The organism is Arthrobacter sp. BF1, assembly GCF_056680215.1.
This window is the reverse complement of sequence record NZ_CM155271.1, coordinates 2,420,399-2,441,023: the sequence shown is the minus strand read 5'-3', so window position 1 is coordinate 2,441,023 and position 20,625 is coordinate 2,420,399. Positions and strand designations below refer to the sequence as shown.

Sequence of the window (20,625 nt, the reverse complement as noted above, 5' to 3'; positions counted from 1 at the left end):
GCATCCTGAACGGAACCGGCCAGCAGCGGCTGTACGGTTCACCAGCTCAACCCAGGATGTCGAGAATGACGAATTACCCCAAAGCCTCAGCTTCCCCTTCGGCCACTGCCTCGAGCGGTGCTGCCGCCGGCGTCTCTGCCTCCGTGAAGTTCCCGGAGATCGAAGAGCGCATCCTGAAGTACTGGGACCAGGACGGCACGTTCCAGGCCAGCATCGACCAGCGCAGCGCTGATGCGCCAGGCGGCGAACCCGGCAGCAACGAATTCGTCTTTTACGACGGCCCTCCATTCGCCAACGGCCTCCCGCACTACGGACACCTGCTGACCGGCTACGCCAAGGACCTGGTGGGCCGCTACCAGACCCAGCGCGGCCGCCGGGTTGAGCGCCGCTTCGGCTGGGACACCCACGGTCTGCCCGCCGAGCTGGAAGCCATGAAGCAGCTGGGCATGACGGACAAGACCCAGATCGAGGCCATGGGCATCGACAAGTTCAACGACGCCTGCCGCGCCTCCGTCATGAAGTACGCGGACGAGTGGAAGAGCTATGTCACCCGCCAGGCCCGCTGGGTGGACTTCGACAACGACTACAAGACTCTCAACGTCGAGTACATGGAGTCGGTCCTCTGGGCCTTTAAGCAACTGCACGAAAAAGGCCTGACCTACAACGGCTACCGCGTGCTGCCGTACTGCTGGAAGGACGAGACGCCGCTGTCCAACCATGAACTGCGCATGGACGACGACGTCTACAAGAACCGCCAGGACCAGACGGTCACGGTGACCTTCCCCATCACGGCGGGGGAGTCAGAGCTGTCACGGGAGCTGGCCGGTGTGCAGGCGCTCGCCTGGACCACTACCCCCTGGACGCTGCCCACCAACCTGGCGCTCGCCGTCGGGCCTGCCATCACGTACGCCGTGCTCCCCGCCGGTCCCAACGGCATCAAGGCGGCTTCGCCGGACGCGCCCGTCACCGGCAGTTTCCTCCTGGCCGCGGACCTTCTCGCTACCTACGCCAAGGACCTGGGCTACGAGGATGTGGATTCCGCCGAGGCCGCCGTAACGTCCACCCACACCGGGGCGGAACTCGAGGGCCTGCAGTACCAGCCGCTCTGGCACGACTTCAGCGATACCGAAAAGTACGGCACCCAGAACGCCTGGCGTTTCCTTATGGCAGACTACGTCACCACCACAGACGGCACCGGCATTGTCCACCAGGCGCCCGCCTACGGTGAAGACGACCAGAAGGTCTGTGAAGAGGCCGGCATCCCGGTGGTGCTGTCCGTCGACGAAGGCGCCAAATTCCTGCCCCTCTTCAGCCACGGCGACCTGCACGACATTGTTGGCCTGCAGGTTTTCGAGGCCAACAAGCCCATCACCCAGGTGCTCCGCGCCCAGGGCCGCCTGGTCCGCCAGGCCAGCTACGAGCACTCCTACCCGCACTGCTGGCGCTGCCGCAATCCGCTGATCTACCGTGCGGTGTCCTCCTGGTACGTGGAAGTCACCAAGTTCAAGGACCGCATGTCCGAACTGAACCAGGAGATCAACTGGATCCCCGGCAACGTCAAGGACGGCCAGTTCGGCAAGTGGCTGGCCAACGCCCGCGACTGGTCCATCAGCCGCAACCGCTACTGGGGCAGCCCCATTCCTGTGTGGCAGTCCAGCGACCCCGAATTCCCCCGCACCGACGTATACGGCTCCCTCGCCGAGATTGAGGCCGACTTCGGCCGGCTGCCGCTGAACAAGGCCGGCCAGGTTGACCTGCACCGCCCGTTCATCGACGAACTGACGCGCCCCAACCCGGACGATCCCCGCACCCCGGAAGAGGGCCAGTCAGTGATGCGCCGCGTCGAGGACGTCCTGGACGTCTGGTTCGACTCCGGCTCCATGCCCTACGGCCAGGTGCACTACCCGTTCCAGAACGAAGCCTGGTTCGACACGCACAACCCGGCGGACTTCATCGTGGAGTACATCGGGCAGACCCGCGGCTGGTTCTACATGCTGCACATCCTCTCCACCGCTCTCTTTGACCGGCCAGCCTTCCGGAACGTCATCAGCCACGGCATCGTGCTGGGCTCGGACGGGCAGAAGATGTCCAAGAGCCTGCGCAACTACCCGGACGTCTCCGAAGTCCTGGACCGCGACGGCTCCGACGCCATGCGCTGGTTCCTCATGTCCAGCCCCATCCTGCGCGGCGGCAACCTGGTGGTCACCGAACAGGGAATCCGCGACGGCGTCCGCCAGGTCATCCTGCCGCTGTGGAATGTGTACAGCTTCTTCACGCTCTACACGAACGCTTCATCGGGCGGTAAGGGCTACGACGCTAAACTCCGGTACGACGGCTACGCCGACACACTGGACCAGTACCTGCTGGCCAACACCGGCGACCTGGTCAGGAACATGACCGCCCAGCTGGACAGCTACGACATCTCCGGCGCCTGCGACGAACTGCGCAGCTACCTGGACATGCTCACCAACTGGTACGTCCGCCGCAGCCGCCAGCGTTTCTTCGACGAAAGTACTGACGCGTTCGACGCTCTCTACACAGCGCTGGAGACCGTCTCCCGCGTGGCCGCCTCACTGCTGCCGCTGGTCTCCGAGGAGATCTGGCGCGGCCTGACCGGCGGACGCTCCGTGCACCTGGCCGACTGGCCGGACGCCTCGCTGTTCCCGGCGGACGCATCCCTGGTGGAAGCGATGGACCGCGTGCAGCAGATCTGCTCCACCGGATCCTCACTCCGTAAGGCCGCGAACCTGCGTGTGCGCCTACCGCTTCAGGAGCTGACCGTGGTGGCACCCGGTGCAGATGCGCTGGAAGATTTCGCCGCCGTCGTCGCCGATGAACTGAACATCCGTTCGGTGCGCCTGCTCGACGCCGAGAGCGCCTCCCCGGAGGAGTTCGGCATCGAGCAGAAGCTCGTGGTCAACGCCCGCGCTGCGGGGCCGCGCCTCGGCAAGAATGTGCAGCAGGCCATCAAGGGTTCGAAGTCAGGAGACTGGTCTGTTTCCGACGCCGGTGTGGTTGTTGCTGGCGGTCTGGAGCTCGAACCGCAGGAGTACACGCTGGAGACAGTGGTGGCGGGGGCTGAGGGCGGTTCGGCTGCTGCATCTTCTGCTGTCGCGGTACTTCCGGGCGGCGGCTTTGTGGTCCTCAATACCGAGGTCACGCCTGAACTTGAGGCCGAAGGCCAGGCCCGCGACATGGTCCGGGCCATCCAGCAGGCGCGCAAGGACGCCGGGCTGAACGTCAGCGACCGGATCCGGACCACCGTGACAGCCAGCCAGGCTGTCCTCGACGCGCTGCTGGCCAACGCCGAGCTTGTCAAGACCGAAACCCTGACCCGTGAACTGGACACCGTTCCGGCCGAGTCCGGGGACCCCCGCATCACCGTCGAAAAGACAGAGGCCTAGGATATGACCGACGAATTCTCCGTAGAGAGCGTCTACGCCGAGCTGCTGGGCCGTGCGCCCGAAAACAAGATGGAGCCGCGGCTCGCACCGCTGTTCCGTGCCATGGACGTCCTGGGCGAGCCCAACAAGGCCTTTCCGATCATCCATGTCACCGGAACCAACGGCAAGACCTCCACGGCGCGGATGATCGAGGCCGGGCTGCGCGCCCACGGCCTGAGCACCGGCCGCTACACCAGCCCGCACCTGTCCAAGGTCACCGAACGGATCAGCATCGACGGCCACCCCGTTTCCGACGAAACGTTCGTCCGGATCTGGGATGAGATCCGCCCGTACCTGCAGATCGTCGACGACGAACTCACGGCGGCGGGGGAGCCCCGGCTCACCTACTTTGAATGCCTGACCATCCTGGGCTTCGCCATTTTCGCCGACCAGCCCGTCAACGTTGCCGTCATCGAAGTTGGCCTGGGCGGCATCACCGACGCCACCAACGTGGGCGACGGCCTGGTTTCGGTGATCACTCCCATCTCGCTGGACCACACGGACCTGCTGGGTGACACCACCGAAGACATCGCCTACGAAAAAGCCGGCATCATCAAGCCCGGCGGTTACCTCATCAGCGCGTCCCAGCCCGTGGATGCCGCCCAGGTGCTGCTGGAAAAGGCCAAAGAGGTGGCGGTGCCGTTCCGGTTTGAAGGCGTGGAATTCGGCGTCGAAGCCCGGACCGTTGCCGTCGGCGGGCAGGTCGTCAGCATCCAGGGGATCGCCGGCCGGTACCCGGATCTCCTGCTGCCCCTGCACGGGGCGCATCAGGCTCAGAACGCAGCCGTTGCGGTGGCTGCCCTTGAGGCTTTCTTCGGCGGCGAAAAGGAACTCGACGCCGAAGTGCTGCAGGAAGCCTTCGCCTCAGTTACCTCTCCGGGACGACTCGAAGTTGTCCGGACTGCGCCCACCATCATCGTGGACGCCGCCCACAACCCGGACGGCATCCGGGTCTCGGCCGAGGCCATCCAGGAGGCTTTCACCTTCACCCGGCTGGTTCCCGTGGTGGGCGTCCTCAAGGAGAAGGACGCGGAAGAGATCCTGCGCCAGCTCAAGGAGTCCCTGGGCGACCTTGCCGAGGAGTACTGCTTCACCCAGTCCAATTCCCCGCGTGCCGTACCTGCAGCCGAGCTGGCGGAACTGGCTGTGGAGATGGGCTTCGGCGAAGACAATATCCACATCGCGGAGAAGCTCGACGACGCCCTGGAGTGGGCGGTGGAGCGTGCCGAAGCCAACGATGACCTGGCCGGCGGCGTGCTGGTCACCGGGTCCATCACCCTGGTGGCGGAGGCGCGGATCCTGCTCGGAAAGACGGAGGCTTAGCCGTGGCCAAGCTGACCAAAGCCCAGCGCGAATGGCGTCCGGGGATGCCGAAGAAGCGCCGTTCCACCAAAGTAATGTTTGCCTCCACGGTCCTGCTGCTCGAGGCATTTGTGGTCTTTTTTGCCACCCTCGCCGTTTTTGGGCTCAGGCGCGGTGAATTCCCGCCGGCCCTGATCCTGGGGATCGGCATCGCCCTCAGCCTGGTGATGGTCTTTGCCTGTGCCGTGCTGTCCAAACCGTGGGGCGTGGGACTGGGCTGGCTCCTGCAGATCGTGCTGATCCTCACCGGCATCGTTGAACCCATGATGTTCCTGGTGGGGGCCCTGTTCGGCCTGGCCTGGTGGTACGGGATCCGGACCGGCATCAGGATCGACTCGGAGTCGGCCAGGCGCGAACGCGAACAGGCTGTATGGGACGCGGAGCACGGGGACACCCCGCCGGCCTCGTAGACTTGTCCCGAAACCCCCACCAACGCATTGGAGCAACTGTGAGCATTGAGCGCACCCTCGTTTTGATCAAGCCCGACGGCGTGTCCCGCAACCTCAGCGGCGCCATCCTGAGCCGCATTGAGGCCAAGGGGTACACCCTCGCGGCGCTGAAAAAAGTTGACGCCAGCCGCGAACTCCTGGAGCAGCACTACGAGGAGCACGTGGGCAAGCCGTTCTACGAGCCGCTCGTGGAATTCATGCTGAGCGGCCCGGTAGTGGCGGCCATCTTCGAAGGCCACCGCGTCATCGAAGGCTTCCGGTCCCTGGCCGGAACCACCGACCCCACCACTGCCGCCCCCGGCACCATCCGTGGCGACTTCGGCCGCGACTGGGGCCTGAAGGTCCAGCAGAACCTGGTCCACGGGTCCGATTCCGTGGACTCGGCCGAGCGCGAGATCAAGATCTGGTTCCAGGGCTAGCACCTGAACCGACCGCCTCACCGAGGTGACAGTTAAGGCCAATGTCCTCCGCGGACATTGGCCTTAACTGTCACCTCGACGAGGTGCTTTTTGGGTTGGGACCTAAAAGCCGGACGTTCCTGCGAACACCTGGATGAAGGCGAAGAAGATGGTGGCGATGACCGCGACGTAGATCAGCGCGGTGATGATCCAGCCCGAGTCGCCCAGGACCTTGGCTGCGCCGGCGGGCATGGGGATCACGCCGTGGCTGATGTTCCTGATGGTGACCCAGACGAACAGCGGGATCATGGCGGCCCAGACGATCATGCAGAACGGGCAGAGGATGTGGATCGCGTACAGGGCCTGGGACCACAGCCACACAACAAAGGCGAAACCCAAGGTGACGCCGGACTGGAGCCCTGCCCAGTACCAGCGGGCGAACGTAGCGCCGGACAGCAGGGCCATGCCCACGGTGATGATGATGGCGAAGGCCACAATGCCAATAAACATGTTGGGGAACCCGAATACGGAGCTTTGCCAGGTCTGCATGACCTGGCCGCAGGAGATCCAGGGATTCACATCGCAGACGGTGGTGTGGTTGGGATCCTTGAGGACCTCCAGCTTTTCCAGGACAAGCGTTCCCGAAGCCAGCCAGCCGATGACTCCCGTAATGACCATGAGCCAACCGAGGGGCCGGTTACGGGCCATGCGCGGCAGGGCGGCGGCCTTCGTTGCCGTCGCCGTGTCCGACGGCGCTGCAGCGGGGGGCCCGGCGGTGGGGGAGACGTGTGTTGTGTCGGTACCGTGCGGGGAAATGCTGGGCATGGTGTGTGGCGTCCTTTGCTTCGGGTGCTCCTAGCCCGATTGTAACGCCGGCGCCTGAACACGCCCTTCAGCCGGCGCCACAGGCCGGAGTCTGCAGGCGCGGATCCTTTGACCCCGCTTCCGCGGCCTTGAGGCTGCGGTGTGAGAGAATGAACATGGCTGGAGGCCGACCCACATTCGGACTCCGGTCCGGTGGCTTGTTTCAAGACCGCCAATGATGAGCAGGGCAGGCTTTGGATTCTCTGATCCGGCCTCCCGCAATTCCATTGGTCGGCACCTGGTTGTGGCATTTTAGAACAACGGGTTTCAGGACACAGCCGACGGCTCCCACGGGCTGCCGCACCCCAATGCCGGTGCGAACCTGGGAGTATCCACTTGACTTCTGTCAACGCCTGCGGGTTTTGACAATATGTGCCCCAATGGGTGCCGGATGTGGCGGTACGTCAGGGGCAGGAGTGTAGCTACACATGGAAAATGAACACGTACCAGCCGTTAACGCTGAAACAATGACAGCTGAAACCCCCGAGGCGCCCCTGAAGGCCACAAGGGCCCGCCGTAAGGCAGCCCCGAAGGCAGCCGGCGTCGCAGCATCCGCCGGTACCGAGTCCCCGACCCAGGCCGCGGCGCAGCCCGACGCCGGGACCGCTGCGGTCCTCGAGGCAGTGGCCGTAGTCGAGGCCGCACCGGAAGCAAAGGCCCCTGTACGTCGGACCCGTGCGCGTAAGAAGCCAGAAGTTGGGGAACCGCTGCCTGCTTTCGCCGCCGAGGCCACGGATGCACCTGCCGCGGATGCAGCGTCCACGCAAGCATCCGCGTCCGGTCAGGCCGTTGCGCCGAGTGCCTCGGAGCCCGCCGGCGGATCCCCGCTCGCCGAGGCAGACCCGGATGCCAAGCCGGTCCGCCGCCGCCGCGTTGCCACCCGCAAGGCCTCTGCCCCTGACATCGCAGCCCCTGACACTGTTGTGGCTGCCGCAGCCGCCCCCCTTGCGGCAGAGCCTGAAGCAGCCGCTCCCGTGGCGGCCTCCGTTCCCGTAACAGCCGCCGCTGCCGAGGCAACAGCTCCGGTGCAGGCTGACGCCGCCGCTCCCGCTGACGGGCAGGCCGCCGCGGAGCACGCCAGCCCGTTCGGTTCGCTGTTCCTGGAACCGGGCTCAGCCACGTCCGTGCTCTTCCAGGCCCCGGACCTGACAACGGTTGTCCGGCCCGTTCCCGCCGAGGTGGAAGAGCCGGAAGAGGACGACGCCGAAGAGGGCGAAGGGGACGACGCCAACAGCCGTCGCCGTCGCCGCAGCCGTGGCCGCCGCGGTCGAAGCCGCAGCGGTGACAGCGATGCCGGCACTGACGCCGATGGTTCTGACAGCGGCCAGGACGGTGCCGGAGACGACGACGAAGAAGCCGCCGGCCAGAACGATGAAGGCGTGACGTCCCGCCGTCGTCGTCGCCGCCGCCGTGGCGACCAGGATCTTGAACTGACCGGCGGAGAGGGCGACGACCCGCCCAACACGGTGACGCGCGTCCGGGCTCCGCGCGCGGTGACCGAGGCGCCGGTCAATAACCGGGTGACCAGCGTGAAGGGCTCCACTAGGCTCGAAGCCAAGAAGCAGCGCCGCCGCGAATCCCGCGACACCGGCCGCCGCAGGACTGTGATCACCGAGGCCGAGTTCCTGGCCCGCCGTGAGTCAGTGGACCGGCAGATGATTGTCCGCCAGCGCGACGACAGAATCCAGATCGGCGTCCTGGAAGACGGCGTCCTGGCCGAGCACTTTGTCTCCAAGACCCAGCAGGACTCCCTGATCGGCAACGTCTACCTGGGCAAGGTTCAGAACGTCCTGCCCTCCATGGAAGCGGCGTTCGTTGACATTGGACGCGGCCGCAACGCCGTGTTGTACGCCGGTGAAGTGAACTGGGAAGCCGTTAACCTCGAAGGCAAGCAGCGCCGGATCGAAAACGCGCTTAAGTCGGGCGACACCGTCCTGGTCCAGGTGACCAAGGATCCCGTGGGACACAAGGGCGCCCGGCTGACCAGCCAGATCTCCCTCCCGGGCCGTTACCTCGTGTACGTGCCGGGCGGCTCCATGACGGGCATCTCCCGCAAGCTGCCCGACGTCGAACGCAACCGCCTCAAACGCATCCTCAAGGACCGTTTGCCCGAGCATGCCGGCGTGATTGTCCGGACCGCCGCAGAGGGTGCCTCGGAAGAGGAACTCACGCACGATATCAACCGGCTGCGTGCTCAGTGGGAGGGCATCGAAAGCCAGTCCACGTCCACCAAAATCCTGGCCCCGGAGCTGCTTTACGGCGAACCGGACCTCACCATCAAGGTGGTCCGCGACGTCTTCAATGAGGACTTCTCGAAGCTGATCGTCTCCGGTGAAGAGGCGTGGGACACCATCGAGGCCTACGTCACCTACGTTGCCCCGGACCTGGTGGGTCGCCTGGAAAAGTGGACCAAGGACCACGACATTTTTGCCGCGTGGCGGATCGACGAGCAGATCCACAAGGCACTCGAGCGCAAGGTCTTCCTGCCGTCCGGCGGTTCGCTGGTCATTGACCGTACCGAAGCCATGACCGTGGTGGACGTCAACACGGGTAAGTTCACCGGCAGCGGCGGCAACCTCGAGGAAACTGTCACCAAGAACAACCTCGAAGCGGCCGAAGAAGTGGTCCGGCAGCTCCGGCTCCGCGACATCGGCGGCATCATTGTCATTGACTTCATCGACATGGTCCTGGAGTCCAACCGCGACCTGGTGCTCCGCCGCATGGTGGAATGCCTGGGCCGGGACCGCACCAAGCACCAGGTGGCGGAAGTGACGTCGCTGGGTCTGGTGCAGATGACGCGAAAGCGCATGGGCACCGGACTCCTGGAGGTGTTCGGCGAACAGTGCGAAACCTGCGCCGGACGCGGAATTGTCACCCACGACGACCCCGTGGAGCACCGCCGCGCCAACACCGTCGCCGCCGAACACCACGTGCAGCGTGCCGACAACCGCCCGGACGCGCAGCGCCCGGACAACCAGCGCGTCGACACCCGTCCGGACGCCCAGCAGGGCGCGCGGACTGACCGTAAGCGCCGCCGCGGCCGCGGCGGGCAGCCCCTGGACGTAGCGCCTGCAGCTCCGGTGCAGATCCATACGGTCCACCCGGATCCGAGCGACGCCGAGCGCCATGCCAAGGCCGAGGCCACAAGGGCGGCACTCGCCAACATTGCGGCCGCCGCACACGCGGCCCACCTGCACGACGACGAACTAGCCCATGCGGCGGCCGGCAAGGCCTCCGGCCCGGAAGCCCCGGCCCTTGCGCCGGCGCAACCTTCCGAGACGGACAGCACGGGCCGGCCCGCCGCCGTGCTGACGTTCGGTGGCGAGCAGGTAGTGCTGCCGTTTGTGGAGCACCACGAGGAGCGGCCGCAGGCTCCGGCACTGACTCTTGACCGCCTGGCGGAGGCGTTCGCCAAGCTTGGCGAACCGGCACCTGTTGCCGCCAGCGCTCCGGCCGAAAGCCAGGAGGCTGCACGCCAGGACGAAAGCAGGATTGCGGAGCGGCAGCCGGCTGAGCGCCAGCGGACCGAGCGTCAGCAGGCCGCAGAGCCTGCACGTCAGGCACCGGCTCAGGCTTCTGCCCAGGCTCCTGCCGTGGCCGAGAAGGACTACTCCGACCACACCGAGCAGCCCCGTGCCCGCCGTCCGCGACGGAACCGGAGCGCCAGCCGTGCCCAGGGCGCAGCCAACGCCACCACGGTGGAGCACCACGAAGCGGTTCCGGCCGCCGCCGGGCATACCCATGCCGCCAAGGCGCCGGAGCGCACCACTCCTCCGGCGGCCGCAGCACCGGCAGAGGCAAATGCGCCGATTATCCTCGGCGTAGGGGTACCCGCTTCGGAGCTCTGACTCTGCGCGAGGCCACCACCCAGGATGCCCGTACCCGCCCCCTTCCGAGGGGCGCGTGCGGGCATCGTGCGTTCCGGCTTCATCTGAAGCGGCGGCAGCACGGAAACGCTAGGGTGGGTGTCTGACACGGGGTGCCGCGCAAAGAGCCGGCTGAGATCCACACCCGTTGAACCTGTCCGGTTAGTACCGGCGAAGGGATGTCTCCTTTGGCTTCGACCTATGTCCTTCCTCCCGCAACCCCCGAAACTTCCCATGCCCCCCAACCTCAGCAACCATTACAAGGGCGCGCTGCCCAGCGCCCGGTGTCCACTTCGGGGGCAGTGCTGCGTGCTACCCCGCGTGTGCTGTCCATCGCCGGATCGGATCCTTCCGGTGGGGCCGGTATTCAGGCCGATCTCAAGAGTATTGCCGCCCTGGGCGGATACGGCATGGCAGCCATCACCGCACTGACCGTTCAAAACACCCAGGGTGTCCAGGCTGTCCACGTGCCACCCGCTGCGTTCCTGCGCCAGCAGCTTGATGCCGTCAGCGATGACATCACCATCGACGCCGTCAAGATCGGCATGCTGGGAAATGCGGAGGTGATTGACACGGTCCGCAGCTGGCTGGAAGAGGTGCGTCCCGCCGTCGTGGTTCTGGATCCCGTCATGGTTGCCACGAGCGGGGACCGGCTGCTGAAGGAATCAGCGGAGGCTGCCCTGCTCGCCCTGCTGCCGCTCGCGGACCTCATTACGCCCAACCTCGCTGAACTGGCCATCCTTGTGCGCGAACCGCAAGCCCGGGGCTGGGCCGCCGCGCTGGAACAGGGCAAACGCCTCGCCGCGGCCACCGGCGCCACCATCCTGGTCAAGGGAGGCCATCTCGACGGCGGTGCGTGCCCGGATGCCCTCGTCAACGCCGGGGGGCTACTCTCCCGGCCGGTGGTGGAAGTGGCCGGAGACAGAATACCCACCCGCAACAGTCACGGCACCGGCTGCTCGCTGTCCTCCGCGATGGCCACGGCACAAGCCCGGCTGGGGGAATGGGAAGCATCGCTGCGACAGGTGAAGCCCTGGCTTGCCGGCGCGCTGCAGGCCTCGGGCCAGCTGGAGGTCGGGGGCGGCAACGGTCCCATCCACCACTTCCACCACGTCCGGCGGCCCCTCGCCACCGGGGAATTCGCTGCGGCCCTGCGCCAGGCGGCGGCCCCTGACCTGGACGCCATCTACGGGCTTGAATTTATCCGCGGCCTGGCCGCAGGCACGTTGGGGGAGGATCAGTTCGCCTACTACCTCGCCCAGGACGCCATCTATCTCAACGGTTACTCGCGTGCCCTGGCCCGAGCCAGTGCGCTGGCGCCTACGGAAGCCGCACAGCTGTTCTGGGCCCGGTCGGCCCAGCACTGCCTTGAGGTCGAATCCGAACTGCACCGCACCTGGCTCAGCCCACGCACGGTGGAGCACGTCCTGGGCCCGGTCACCAAGTCCTACGTGGACCACCTGCTGGCAACCTCCGCCTCCGGCAGTTACGCAGTGCTGGTGGCGGCACTCCTGCCGTGCTTCTGGCTCTACGCCGAAGTGGGCCAGACCCTGCATGCGCAATTCCTGGCAGCCGGAGCACCGGAAGAGCACCCGTACGCCCAGTGGCTTCGGACCTACGCGGACGAGGACTTCGCAGAGGCAACCGGCGAAGCTGTCGCCATGGCTGACGAGGCAGGCAGGAGGGCATCAGCGGACGAACAGGACGCCATGCTCCGGGCGTTCAGGCACTCATGCCGTTTCGAAGTGGACTTCTTCGACGCGCCGCGCCTGCACGCCTGAACATTTGCGGTGGCTGCAGCCGGTACGATAGTCGGGCACGGTTTCGGATTGTCAGTAGTGATCCCCCTAGTGGGACTTATCACAGACAACCGGCCGTAACCAGCCTCATTTGCAGCCGAAGGCGAAATTAGCGTATTCTAGATCTTCGGTGCTTACGCCAACACTTGGGTTACGACCCCACGGCGTTGAGGCACAGCGGGAAACCCAGCCAGTTTTGGATTCGGGCCCGCACGCAAATTTAGTAATAAACGTCGAGAGAAGTGAGTTCCCAAGTGGTGTACGCGATTGTCCGCGCAGGCGGCCGGCAAGAGAAGGTCTCCGTTGGAGACTTCGTTACCCTCAACCGCGTCGCCGGTGGAGCTGGCAGCACCATTGAGCTGCCTGCCCTGCTCCTGGTAGACGGTGACAAGGTCACCTCCGCAGCTGCGGACCTGGCCAAGGTAACTGTTACGGCTGAGATCCTCAACGACCTCCGTGGTCCGAAGATCGTCATCCAGAAGTTCAAGAACAAGACCGGTTACAAGAAGCGCCAGGGTCACCGTCAGGAACTGACCAAGGTCAAGATCACTGGTATCAAGTAACCTTCGTTACTGTTCAGGTTTTCAGCAGATTCCCCAGAATTTAGAGGCAGGCATTTCAAATGGCACATAAAAAAGGCGCGAGTTCCACTCGCAACGGTCGTGACTCCAACGCCCAGTACCTCGGCGTCAAGCGCTTCGGCGGCCAGGTAGTTTCCGCAGGCGAGATCATCGTCCGCCAGCGTGGCACCCACTTCCACCCGGGCGCCGGCGTTGGCCGCGGCGGCGACGACACCCTGTTCGCACTGACCCCGGGAGCTGTCGAATTCGGCACCCGCCGCGGTCGCCGCGTCGTCAACATCGTTGCTGCTGCAGCTGCAGAGTAACAAATAGTTCTGAAGCGGTGGAGCGGGCCATTTGGTCCGCTCCACTGTTCTTTTAACCGCATTACAATCGTCTTGGCGCCTGCGGGCGTCCAGGAAACAGCACTGAGGAGATCCACGTGGCGAGCTTTGTAGACCGGGTAGTACTGCACGTATCCGGCGGTACCGGCGGCCACGGCTGTGTCTCCGTCCACCGGGAGAAGTTCAAGCCCCTGGGCGGTCCCGACGGCGGAAACGGCGGCGACGGCGGCGACGTCATCCTGCGCGTTGATCACCAGACCACCACCCTGCTGGACTATCACCACGCCCCGCACAGGCACGCCACCAACGGCGGACCCGGCATGGGTGACTGGCGCGGCGGCAAGAGCGGCGAGACGCTCATCCTGCCCGTTCCCGACGGTACTGTGGTCAAATCCAAGGACGGTACCGTCCTTGCGGACCTTGTAGGCGAAGGCGCCGAATACGTCGCGGCCGCCGGCGGCCAGGGCGGCCTCGGCAACGCTTCGCTGTCCTCGCAGAAGCGCCGTGCCCCGGGCTTCGCGCTTTTGGGCATTGAGGGCGACGCCGCCGACATTGTGCTGGAACTGAAGTCCATCGCGGACATCGCGCTGGTGGGGTTCCCCTCCGCAGGCAAGTCCAGCCTGATCGCAGCCATGTCTGCCGCGCGGCCCAAAATTGCCGATTACCCTTTCACCACGCTCATTCCCAACCTGGGCGTTGTCCAGGCCGGTGACGTCCGCTTCACCATCGCCGATGTCCCCGGCCTCATCGAGGGCGCCAGCGAGGGCAAGGGCCTCGGCCACCACTTCCTGCGTCACGTGGAGCGCTGCGCCGCCCTGGTACACGTTCTTGACTGCGGCACGCTCGAAGCGGACCGTGACCCGCTGTCCGACCTGGCCATCATCGAAGCGGAACTGGAAAAGTACGCCGTTGACATGAGCTACGCCGGCACCGACGGCGAAGTGGTTCCGCTGAACCACCGGCCGCGCCTGGTTGCACTGAACAAGGTGGACCTGCCGGACGGCAAGGACATGGCCGAATTCGTCCGCCCTGAGCTGGAATCCCGCGGCTACCGGGTCTTCGAAATTTCGGCGACCAGCCACGAGGGCCTCCGTCAGCTCGGCTTTGCCATGGCCGAAATCGTCCAATCGGCCCGCGAGACCCTGGCCGCTGCGCCCCCGAAGGTCCAGCCGCCCGTCCTGCGTCCCCGTGCTATCAACGCAGCCGGCTTCAAGATCCGCCGCGAAGAGAAGAACCTGGAGCCGCTGTTCCGCGTCCTCGGCGACAAGCCCGTGCGCTGGGTCAAGCAAACCGACTTCACCAACGAGGAAGCCATCGGCTACCTTGCCGACCGACTCGCCAAGCTTGGCGTGGAAAACGAACTGTTCAAGCAGGGCGCCAAGCCGGGCGACACCGTGGTGATCGGCGAGGACGACGGCGTCGTCTTCGATTGGGAGCCCACCATGATGGCCGGCGCTGAACTCCTGGCTGCGCCCCGCGGTACCGATGTGCGCTTCGCCGACGTCGGCGACCGCCCCACCCGCGGCCAGAAGCGCGAGGAACAGCAGGAACGCAAGGATGCCAAGGCCGCAGCGCGCGCAGAGCTTGAAGCAGAGCGCAAGGCCGGAATCTGGACCGAATCTGTCAGCAGCCGCCGGGTCGCCAAGCCGCTCAAGGAGAGTGGACTGGGCGCAGACGATGACGAGTAGCGCCGCCACCGCGGTGCCGCAGCAGCGGGCCGCTGACCGCAGCGTGCTCGCGGAAGCCCGCAGGATCGTCGTCAAGGTCGGGTCCTCGTCGCTGACCAGCATCAAGGGCGGCATCTCCGAGGAGGCGCTTACGGCCCTGGCCGACGCCCTGGCTGCCAAGCGCAATGCCGGTACCGAGATCATCCTGGTCTCCTCGGGCGCCATCGCCGCTGGCCTGGCACCGCTGGGCCTGGCCAAGCGGCCGCGTGACCTTGCTACCCAGCAGGCCGCGGCCAGCGTAGGCCAGGGCCTGCTGATGGCCCGCTACACGCAGGCTTTTGGCGCCCACGGCGTGACTGTCAGCCAAGTGCTGCTCACCGCCGACGACCTGATGCGCCGCAGCCAGCACACCAACGCCTTCCGCGCGCTGGACCGCCTCGTGAACCTTGGCGTGGTGCCGGTTGTTAACGAAAACGACACCGTGGCCACGCACGAGATCCGCTTCGGTGACAACGACCGCCTGGCTGCCCTGGTGGCCCACTTGGTCCGGGCCGACGCACTGGTACTTCTCTCCGACGTCGACGCCCTCTACGACGGCCCGCCCTCCCACGGGGCAAAACGGATTCCCCTGGTGGAAGGCCCGCACGACCTCGACGGTGTCACCATCGGCAAGGCAGGCAAAGCCGGTGTGGGCACCGGCGGCATGACCACCAAAGTCGAAGCCGCCACGATCGCCGCCGGCTCCGGCATCCACGCCCTGGTCACATCAACGGCCAACGCGGCCGCTGCGCTGGCCGGCGAGGATGTTGGCACCTGGTTCACGGTGAATGGCGCACGCAAGCCCGTACGGCTGCTGTGGCTGGCGCACCTGGCCTCCGTCCAAGGGCGATTGATCCTCGACGACGGCGCGGTGAAGGCTGTACGCCACCGCCGCACGTCCCTGCTTCCCGCCGGTATCTCCGCCGTCGACGGTGATTTTGAGGCGGGTGACGCCGTTGAAATGGTCAGCATGGACGGCACCGTCATCGCGCGGGGCCTGGTGAACTACTCTTCGGCTGAGTTGCCGCAAATGCTGGGCCGGTCCACCAAGGAACTGGGCAAGTCGCTGGGCCGAGGCTATGACCGTGAAGTTGTTCACGTTGATGACCTGGTGCTGGTCTGAGTCCCCAACTCGCCTAAACTTGGATCATGACTGAGGCACTGACCCACCCCACCGCTGCGACTTCCGGAGACAACACGGGCGTTTCTGCCGCGCCGGAAGCGACGTCACCGGACACTGCAGTGCCGCTGTCGCCGGAGGATGTCGAGGCCGCAGTCCACGCCATCGCTGACCGCTCCAAGCAGGCAGCCCGGCGGATGTCCCGGGCCAACCGCGCCTGGAAGGACCGTGGCCTCCGCGCCATCGGGGCCGCCCTGGTGGAACGGAAGAGCGTCATCCTCGCTGCCAATGCCAAGGACGTGGCTGCCGGAAAGGCCAACGGGACCTCGGCTGCCATGCTGGACCGGCTGACGCTTACGGACGCCCGAATCACCGGGCTGGTGGATGCCTTGGAGAACCTCGCCACCCTTCCTGATCCTGTGGGCAACGTGGTCCGCGGCCAGACCCTGCCCAATGGCCTCCGCCTGCGCCAGGTCAACGTTCCCATGGGCGTGGTGGCCGCCATCTACGAGGCCCGGCCGAATGTGACCGTTGACATCGCCGGCCTCGCGCTTAAGAGCGGAAACGCCGTCATCCTTCGTGGCGGCACGGCTGCTGCAGCCACGAACGAGGCCCTGGTCCAGGTGCTCCGTGACGCCCTGGACAGCGTGGGTCTGCCCTCCGATGCCGTCCAGACGGTGGACCAGTACGGCCGGGAAGGCGCCAACGCCCTGATGCGGGCCCGCGGCCGCGTTGACGTGCTGATTCCCCGCGGCGGCCGGGACCTGATTCAGTCCGTTGTGTTGAACGCCGCCGTCCCCGTCATCGAAACCGGTGAAGGTAACGTCCACATTTTCATCGACGAATCCGCCAGTGAAGAGATGGCCGTGGATATCCTGTTGAACGCCAAAACCCAGCGGCCCAGCGTCTGCAACACGGTGGAAACGCTGCTGGTCCACTCCCGCTCCACCGTGCTGCCGGCCGTGGCCGCCGCACTCCGCGACGCCGGAGTCACCCTCCACGCGGACGACCGCATCCGCGCCGCCCTGCCTGCTTCCATCGAGTCAACGCCCGCCACGGACCTGGACTGGGAAACCGAGTACATGGACCTCGACCTCGCCGTGGCCATGGTGGACAGCCTGGATGACGCCGTGAAGCACATCCGCACCTGGTCCACCGGGCATACCGAAGCCATCCTCACCAACAACCTCGCCAACGCGGAGCGGTTCATTGCGGAGATTGACTCGGCGGCAGTCATCGTCAACGCGTCCACCCGGTTTACCGACGGCGGCGAGCTGGGCCTGGGTGCCGAGGTGGGCATCTCCACCCAGAAGCTGCACGCCCGCGGACCCATGGGGCTCACCGAGCTCACCACCACCAAGTGGATCGTGCAGGGCGAGGGCCAAGTCCGCGGCTAGCAACGCGGTAACATAGACAGAAGACCGGAACGGCGGGAAGATCCGCTGCCCACATCCTTGAAACCCTAGGGGAGAAAATGCTGCTCCAGCAGATCGCCATGACCGTTGCCGCCGCCACTGAACATGAGGAAGCGGCACCGCTGATTGCGCCGCCGTTCGTGATCGGCGGCGTGATGTTCGTGATACTGCTGACACTCATGTTCGTGACGCTGTCCTACTCCAACCTGGGCAACCGGCACGCCGCAACCGATGAGCATGCCGATCCGCACCGCCAGCACCCCAACAAGCACGGCCAAGGCCACTGACATTTCCCGTGTTCTGCACCGTGAAGGTGCGCAAGGACGGCTGCGCCTGGGCGTGATGGGCGGGACATTTGATCCCATCCATCACGGCCACCTTGTCGCCGCCAGTGAAGTGGCCGCCAAGTTCGGTTTGGATGAAGTTGTCTTTGTCCCCACCGGGCAGCCGTGGCAAAAAACGCACAAGCAGGTCAGCGAGCCTGAGCACCGGTACCTCATGACGGTGATCGCCACGGCATCAAATCCCCGCTTCACGGTGAGCAGGGTGGATATCGACCGTCCCGGCCCCACATATACGATTGATACCTTGCGTGACCTCCGGACCCAGCGCCCGGAGGCGGACCTGTTCTTTATCACCGGCGCGGATGCGCTGGCGCAGATCCTGTCGTGGAAAGACATCGATGAGCTGTGGTCACTGGCTCACTTTGTTGGTGTGACCCGTCCGGGACACGTGCTCGATGGCATGGGCCGGAAGGACGTCAGCCTGTTGGAGGTGCCAGCCATGGCGATTTCCTCCACGGATTGCCGGACCAGGGTGGCAGCGAACAACCCTGTCTGGTACCTGGTGCCGGACGGGGTGGTGCAATACATCGCCAAATATGGACTGTACGCCGCGGGTCTACCTCCCGAGGCTGCGCAAATTACCGAAACAGACGAGCCAGCAAGTACTGAATGAGTTTTCAATGAGTCAGGAACAGCCCCCCGTCCGCAGCCGCCGCGAACTGCGGCAGGCCAGAGATGAGAACACGGCTACCGGGTCCACGGGTCCGGGCCAGGTTTCGCCTGCCTCAAAACAACGCCGCGCGGCCGACGCCCCGGTGGATTCGGTCTCCGAACAAACCCAGGCCCAACGGTCATCGCAGATCCGGGCCCGGGACCGCGCCGCCCTGCGAACCATCAAGGAACTTGAAGAAAAGGAAGGGCAGCTTTCGGCCGGCGGGCCCCCCACCCGCAGGCAGTTAAGGCTCCAGCAACTCAAGGAACAGGCCGTCACCTCGGCTAACCCCATCATCGCCGCCCCGATGGGTAAGCCGCTTCCTGCTGCCCCCGGTTCTCCGGCTGGCGCCAAGCCCGCATCCGCGGGGCCCCGCCCAGCGTCGGGACCACGCCCGGGACCACGCCCGGCATCCGCACCCGGCACGGCAGGACCCGGCGCGGGAACGGGGCTGGCATCAGCACCCGGCACGGCAGGACCCGGCGCGGGAACGGGGCTTCCCGACGGCATGAGCGTGGAGCAGGCCCTTGCGGCCCGTGCCCTCATTGCCGAGCAGGCCAGGAATCAGATTGCCAAAATGGAGCACATAGCCTCCCTGGACCCGGAAGCTGTGGACCCGGACATCCTCGCGGAGCAGATCGCCCTCGCAGAGCGTGCCGCGGTCCTCAACCGCCGGGCCATGGCCAAGCAGAAACTGGCCGAGCAGGCGGCACCCCAGGCCCCGCAGAGCGCACCGCTGCAAGGCCCGCACGTGCAAGGCGCATCCACACAGGGTGGATCCGGGCATCCATTGCCTGGCCGGTCGGCTGGTCAGTCAGGTCCGGCTACAGCTGACAACCTCGCCATGGTGACGCCACTTGAATTCGTCCAGGTTCCGGGCGTTGACCGGCCTGTCATGAAACCCCCGGCAACCTCCTACGTACCAGTGCAGACGCAGTCCGGAGCCAAAGTCCGGGCGGGCGGCAAGAGCCGCCGTCCTTCGTCCGCATCCCGGCCGGCCGCCTCGGCCTCGGCACCGGCAGCAGCGTCAGGCCGTTCCCGGGTCATCGCCCGGGCCGAGGCCGCTGCCCGTGCAGGGACTGAACCGAAGCGCATGGTACCGGTGGTGCCGGACGTCCCGGCGGGGGAGGGTGAGGGTCTTTTCGAGGACCTGCGCGTTCCCGCCCGCTCCGCCCACGGTCTTGAGCCGCTGGATGCGGCCACGGCAGGCCTGACCCGCGCAAAGCGGCTCCGGCTCATGCAGGTTCTTGTCCTGGTTTTCGGGTTTGTGGCCCTCATTTCCGGCGTCATCCTCATTGCCACTGGCATCTCGCGCTGACCAGCGCCCCTGACAAAGCTTTAGAAAACTACAAGGAGTCCCGTGACTGCATCAGATTCATCCATCGCCACAGCCCGCCACGCCGCGAAGGCCGCCGCGGACAAGATCGCCCACGATATTGTGGCGCTCGATGTCAGTGAACGCCTCGCCCTGGCGGACGTCTTCCTCATCGCATCCGCACCGAGTGAGCGCCAGGTCAACGCCATCGTGGACGGCATAGAAGAAGAACTCTCTAAGCAGGATCTCCGTCCGGTCCGCCGCGAAGGCCGCGCCGGCGGGCGCTGGGTGCTGCTCGACTACTCGGACATCGTGATCCATGTCCAGCACGAAGAAGACCGCGTTTTCTACGCCCTGGAGCGTTTGTGGAAGGACTGCCCCGTCGTCGACCTGCAGCTTGCCGACGACACCTCAGCCAAAGCATCTGCCGCTTCAGAAACCGAATAACCGGCCTCGCCAGCCCGAATATGCCCGATTTGGAATTTTCGGAAATGCTGGTCTAAGATATTTGAGTTGCTCCGGAGATCACGGAGCAACAAAGGTCCGGGGCTGTGGCGCAGCTGGTAGCGCACCTGCATGGCATGCAGGGGGTCAGGGGTTCGAGTCCCCTCAGCTCCACCGGATAGTCCGCCGGAATCGAAAGATTCCGGCGGACTTTTTTGTTGCCTTCGCAGTCGCTCGTGAGAGAACGCGATTCCCCCTCGTACGGTCTAGTCCCCTCGTCCTCCGCGGGGGATATGACCCTTCGGCGGGGATTTCTCCAACGTCATGACTCTCTTTTACCGGCAAGCGGCTCCAGATTGGCGTACGGCTCGGATTTCCATTAAGCTAATCAGGTTGCTTCGAGAGGCCTGAAGGGCCAGGAGGGCGGCGGTTTTGGGGCTGTGGCGCAGCTGGTAGCGCACCTGCATGGCATGCAGGGGGTCAGGGGTTCGAGTCCCCTCAGCTCCACCAAACCGGACCACGTGTCCACAAAAAGAGCCACCCG

At 65.6% G+C, this 20,625-nt stretch carries 16 protein-coding genes, 2 tRNA genes and 1 riboswitch; of the genes, 17 read left to right on the top strand and 1 reads right to left on the bottom strand.

Annotation, left to right across the window (positions count from 1 at the left end):
- Positions 1-65 precede the first annotated feature (65 nt).
- From ileS to ndk, 4 genes are read left to right on the top strand one after another with little or no spacing between them, the layout of a single operon-like run.
- Positions 66-3,404 (top strand): isoleucine--tRNA ligase, encoded by a 3,339-nt coding sequence (gene ileS / locus AC1MCD_RS11445; RefSeq protein WP_498672027.1) that lies wholly within the window; start codon positions 66-68, stop codon positions 3,402-3,404.
- A gap of 3 nt (positions 3,405-3,407) precedes the next feature.
- Positions 3,408-4,766: a bifunctional folylpolyglutamate synthase/dihydrofolate synthase gene (locus AC1MCD_RS11440; RefSeq protein WP_498672026.1), complete on the top strand. Its 1,359-nt coding sequence runs from the start codon at positions 3,408-3,410 to the stop codon at positions 4,764-4,766.
- A gap of 2 nt (positions 4,767-4,768) precedes the next feature.
- A complete protein-coding gene (locus AC1MCD_RS11435; RefSeq protein ID WP_498672024.1) occupies positions 4,769-5,215 on the top strand; it encodes a DUF4233 domain-containing protein in 447 nt (148 codons plus the stop codon).
- A gap of 38 nt (positions 5,216-5,253) precedes the next feature.
- Positions 5,254-5,673, top strand: a complete 420-nt coding sequence (gene ndk / locus AC1MCD_RS11430) for a nucleoside-diphosphate kinase (RefSeq protein WP_498672022.1) — start codon at positions 5,254-5,256, stop codon at positions 5,671-5,673.
- A gap of 102 nt (positions 5,674-5,775) precedes the next feature.
- Here ndk and AC1MCD_RS11425 read toward each other — a convergent pair whose 3' ends face one another.
- Positions 5,776-6,477, bottom strand: coding sequence for a vitamin K epoxide reductase family protein (locus AC1MCD_RS11425; RefSeq protein ID WP_498672019.1), 702 nt, complete (start codon positions 6,475-6,477; stop codon positions 5,776-5,778).
- A 467-nt stretch (positions 6,478-6,944) separates the two neighbouring features.
- Here AC1MCD_RS11425 and AC1MCD_RS11420 point away from each other — a divergent pair, with 467 nt between their 5' ends.
- From AC1MCD_RS11420 to AC1MCD_RS11360, 13 genes are all read left to right on the top strand, one after another.
- Positions 6,945-10,364 (top strand): Rne/Rng family ribonuclease, encoded by a 3,420-nt coding sequence (locus AC1MCD_RS11420; RefSeq protein WP_498672016.1) that lies wholly within the window; start codon positions 6,945-6,947, stop codon positions 10,362-10,364.
- Between the two features lie 117 nt (positions 10,365-10,481).
- Positions 10,482-10,579: riboswitch (TPP riboswitch) on the top strand.
- On the top strand, positions 10,562-12,163 hold the full coding sequence (thiD, locus tag AC1MCD_RS11415) for a bifunctional hydroxymethylpyrimidine kinase/phosphomethylpyrimidine kinase (protein ID WP_498672013.1): 1,602 nt from the start codon (positions 10,562-10,564) through the stop codon (positions 12,161-12,163). It overlaps the preceding riboswitch by 18 nt.
- Before the next feature lie 272 nt (positions 12,164-12,435).
- A complete protein-coding gene (rplU, locus tag AC1MCD_RS11410; RefSeq protein WP_255769572.1) occupies positions 12,436-12,744 on the top strand; it encodes a 50S ribosomal protein L21 in 309 nt (102 codons plus the stop codon).
- Positions 12,745-12,803: 59 nt separating this feature from the next.
- Complete coding sequence (gene rpmA / locus AC1MCD_RS11405; protein WP_009372867.1) at positions 12,804-13,067, top strand: 50S ribosomal protein L27; 264 nt, start codon at positions 12,804-12,806, stop codon at positions 13,065-13,067.
- A gap of 116 nt (positions 13,068-13,183) precedes the next feature.
- Complete coding sequence (gene obgE / locus AC1MCD_RS11400; RefSeq protein ID WP_498672009.1) at positions 13,184-14,773, top strand: GTPase ObgE; 1,590 nt, start codon at positions 13,184-13,186, stop codon at positions 14,771-14,773.
- Positions 14,763-15,914: a glutamate 5-kinase gene (gene proB, locus AC1MCD_RS11395; protein WP_498672007.1), complete on the top strand. Its 1,152-nt coding sequence runs from the start codon at positions 14,763-14,765 to the stop codon at positions 15,912-15,914. The genes obgE and proB overlap by 11 nt, the downstream gene beginning before the upstream one ends.
- A gap of 26 nt (positions 15,915-15,940) precedes the next feature.
- The gene (locus tag AC1MCD_RS11390; RefSeq protein WP_498672005.1) at positions 15,941-17,308 is read left to right on the top strand and encodes a glutamate-5-semialdehyde dehydrogenase; all 1,368 of its coding nucleotides are present in this window, start codon (positions 15,941-15,943) and stop codon (positions 17,306-17,308) included.
- A gap of 77 nt (positions 17,309-17,385) precedes the next feature.
- The gene (locus AC1MCD_RS11385) at positions 17,386-17,613 is read left to right on the top strand and encodes a hypothetical protein (protein WP_498672003.1); all 228 of its coding nucleotides are present in this window, start codon (positions 17,386-17,388) and stop codon (positions 17,611-17,613) included.
- Between the two features lie 55 nt (positions 17,614-17,668).
- A complete protein-coding gene (gene nadD, locus AC1MCD_RS11380; protein ID WP_498678300.1) occupies positions 17,669-18,283 on the top strand; it encodes a nicotinate-nucleotide adenylyltransferase in 615 nt (204 codons plus the stop codon).
- A 7-nt stretch (positions 18,284-18,290) separates the two neighbouring features.
- Positions 18,291-19,640, top strand: a complete 1,350-nt coding sequence (locus tag AC1MCD_RS11375; protein WP_498672001.1) for a hypothetical protein — start codon at positions 18,291-18,293, stop codon at positions 19,638-19,640.
- 42 nt (positions 19,641-19,682) lie between these two features.
- Positions 19,683-20,084, top strand: coding sequence for a ribosome silencing factor (rsfS, locus tag AC1MCD_RS11370; protein ID WP_498671999.1), 402 nt, complete (start codon positions 19,683-19,685; stop codon positions 20,082-20,084).
- Positions 20,085-20,182: 98 nt separating this feature from the next.
- Positions 20,183-20,255: transfer RNA gene (locus AC1MCD_RS11365), tRNA-Ala, on the top strand.
- Positions 20,256-20,515: 260 nt separating this feature from the next.
- A tRNA-Ala gene (locus tag AC1MCD_RS11360) sits at positions 20,516-20,591 on the top strand.
- Positions 20,592-20,625: the final 34 nt, after the last annotated feature.

Bases quoted from the DNA above. Each gene is read 5' to 3' on its own strand.
- ileS (WP_498672027.1), top strand. From the start codon at position 66: ATGACGAATTACCCCAAAGCCTCAGCTTCCCCTTCGGCCACTGCCTCG.
- AC1MCD_RS11440 (WP_498672026.1), top strand. From the start codon at position 3,408: ATGACCGACGAATTCTCCGTAGAGAGCGTCTACGCCGAGCTGCTGGGC.
- AC1MCD_RS11425 (WP_498672019.1), bottom strand. From the start codon at position 6,477: ATGCCCAGCATTTCCCCGCACGGTACCGACACAACACACGTCTCCCCC.
- AC1MCD_RS11420 (WP_498672016.1), top strand. From the start codon at position 6,945: ATGGAAAATGAACACGTACCAGCCGTTAACGCTGAAACAATGACAGCT.
- thiD (WP_498672013.1), top strand. From the start codon at position 10,562: ATGTCTCCTTTGGCTTCGACCTATGTCCTTCCTCCCGCAACCCCCGAA.
- rpmA (WP_009372867.1), top strand. From the start codon at position 12,804: ATGGCACATAAAAAAGGCGCGAGTTCCACTCGCAACGGTCGTGACTCC.
- proB (WP_498672007.1), top strand. From the start codon at position 14,763: ATGACGAGTAGCGCCGCCACCGCGGTGCCGCAGCAGCGGGCCGCTGAC.
- AC1MCD_RS11390 (WP_498672005.1), top strand. From the start codon at position 15,941: ATGACTGAGGCACTGACCCACCCCACCGCTGCGACTTCCGGAGACAAC.
- AC1MCD_RS11385 (WP_498672003.1), top strand. From the start codon at position 17,386: ATGCTGCTCCAGCAGATCGCCATGACCGTTGCCGCCGCCACTGAACAT.
- nadD (WP_498678300.1), top strand. From the start codon at position 17,669: ATGGGCGGGACATTTGATCCCATCCATCACGGCCACCTTGTCGCCGCC.
- AC1MCD_RS11375 (WP_498672001.1), top strand. From the start codon at position 18,291: ATGAGTCAGGAACAGCCCCCCGTCCGCAGCCGCCGCGAACTGCGGCAG.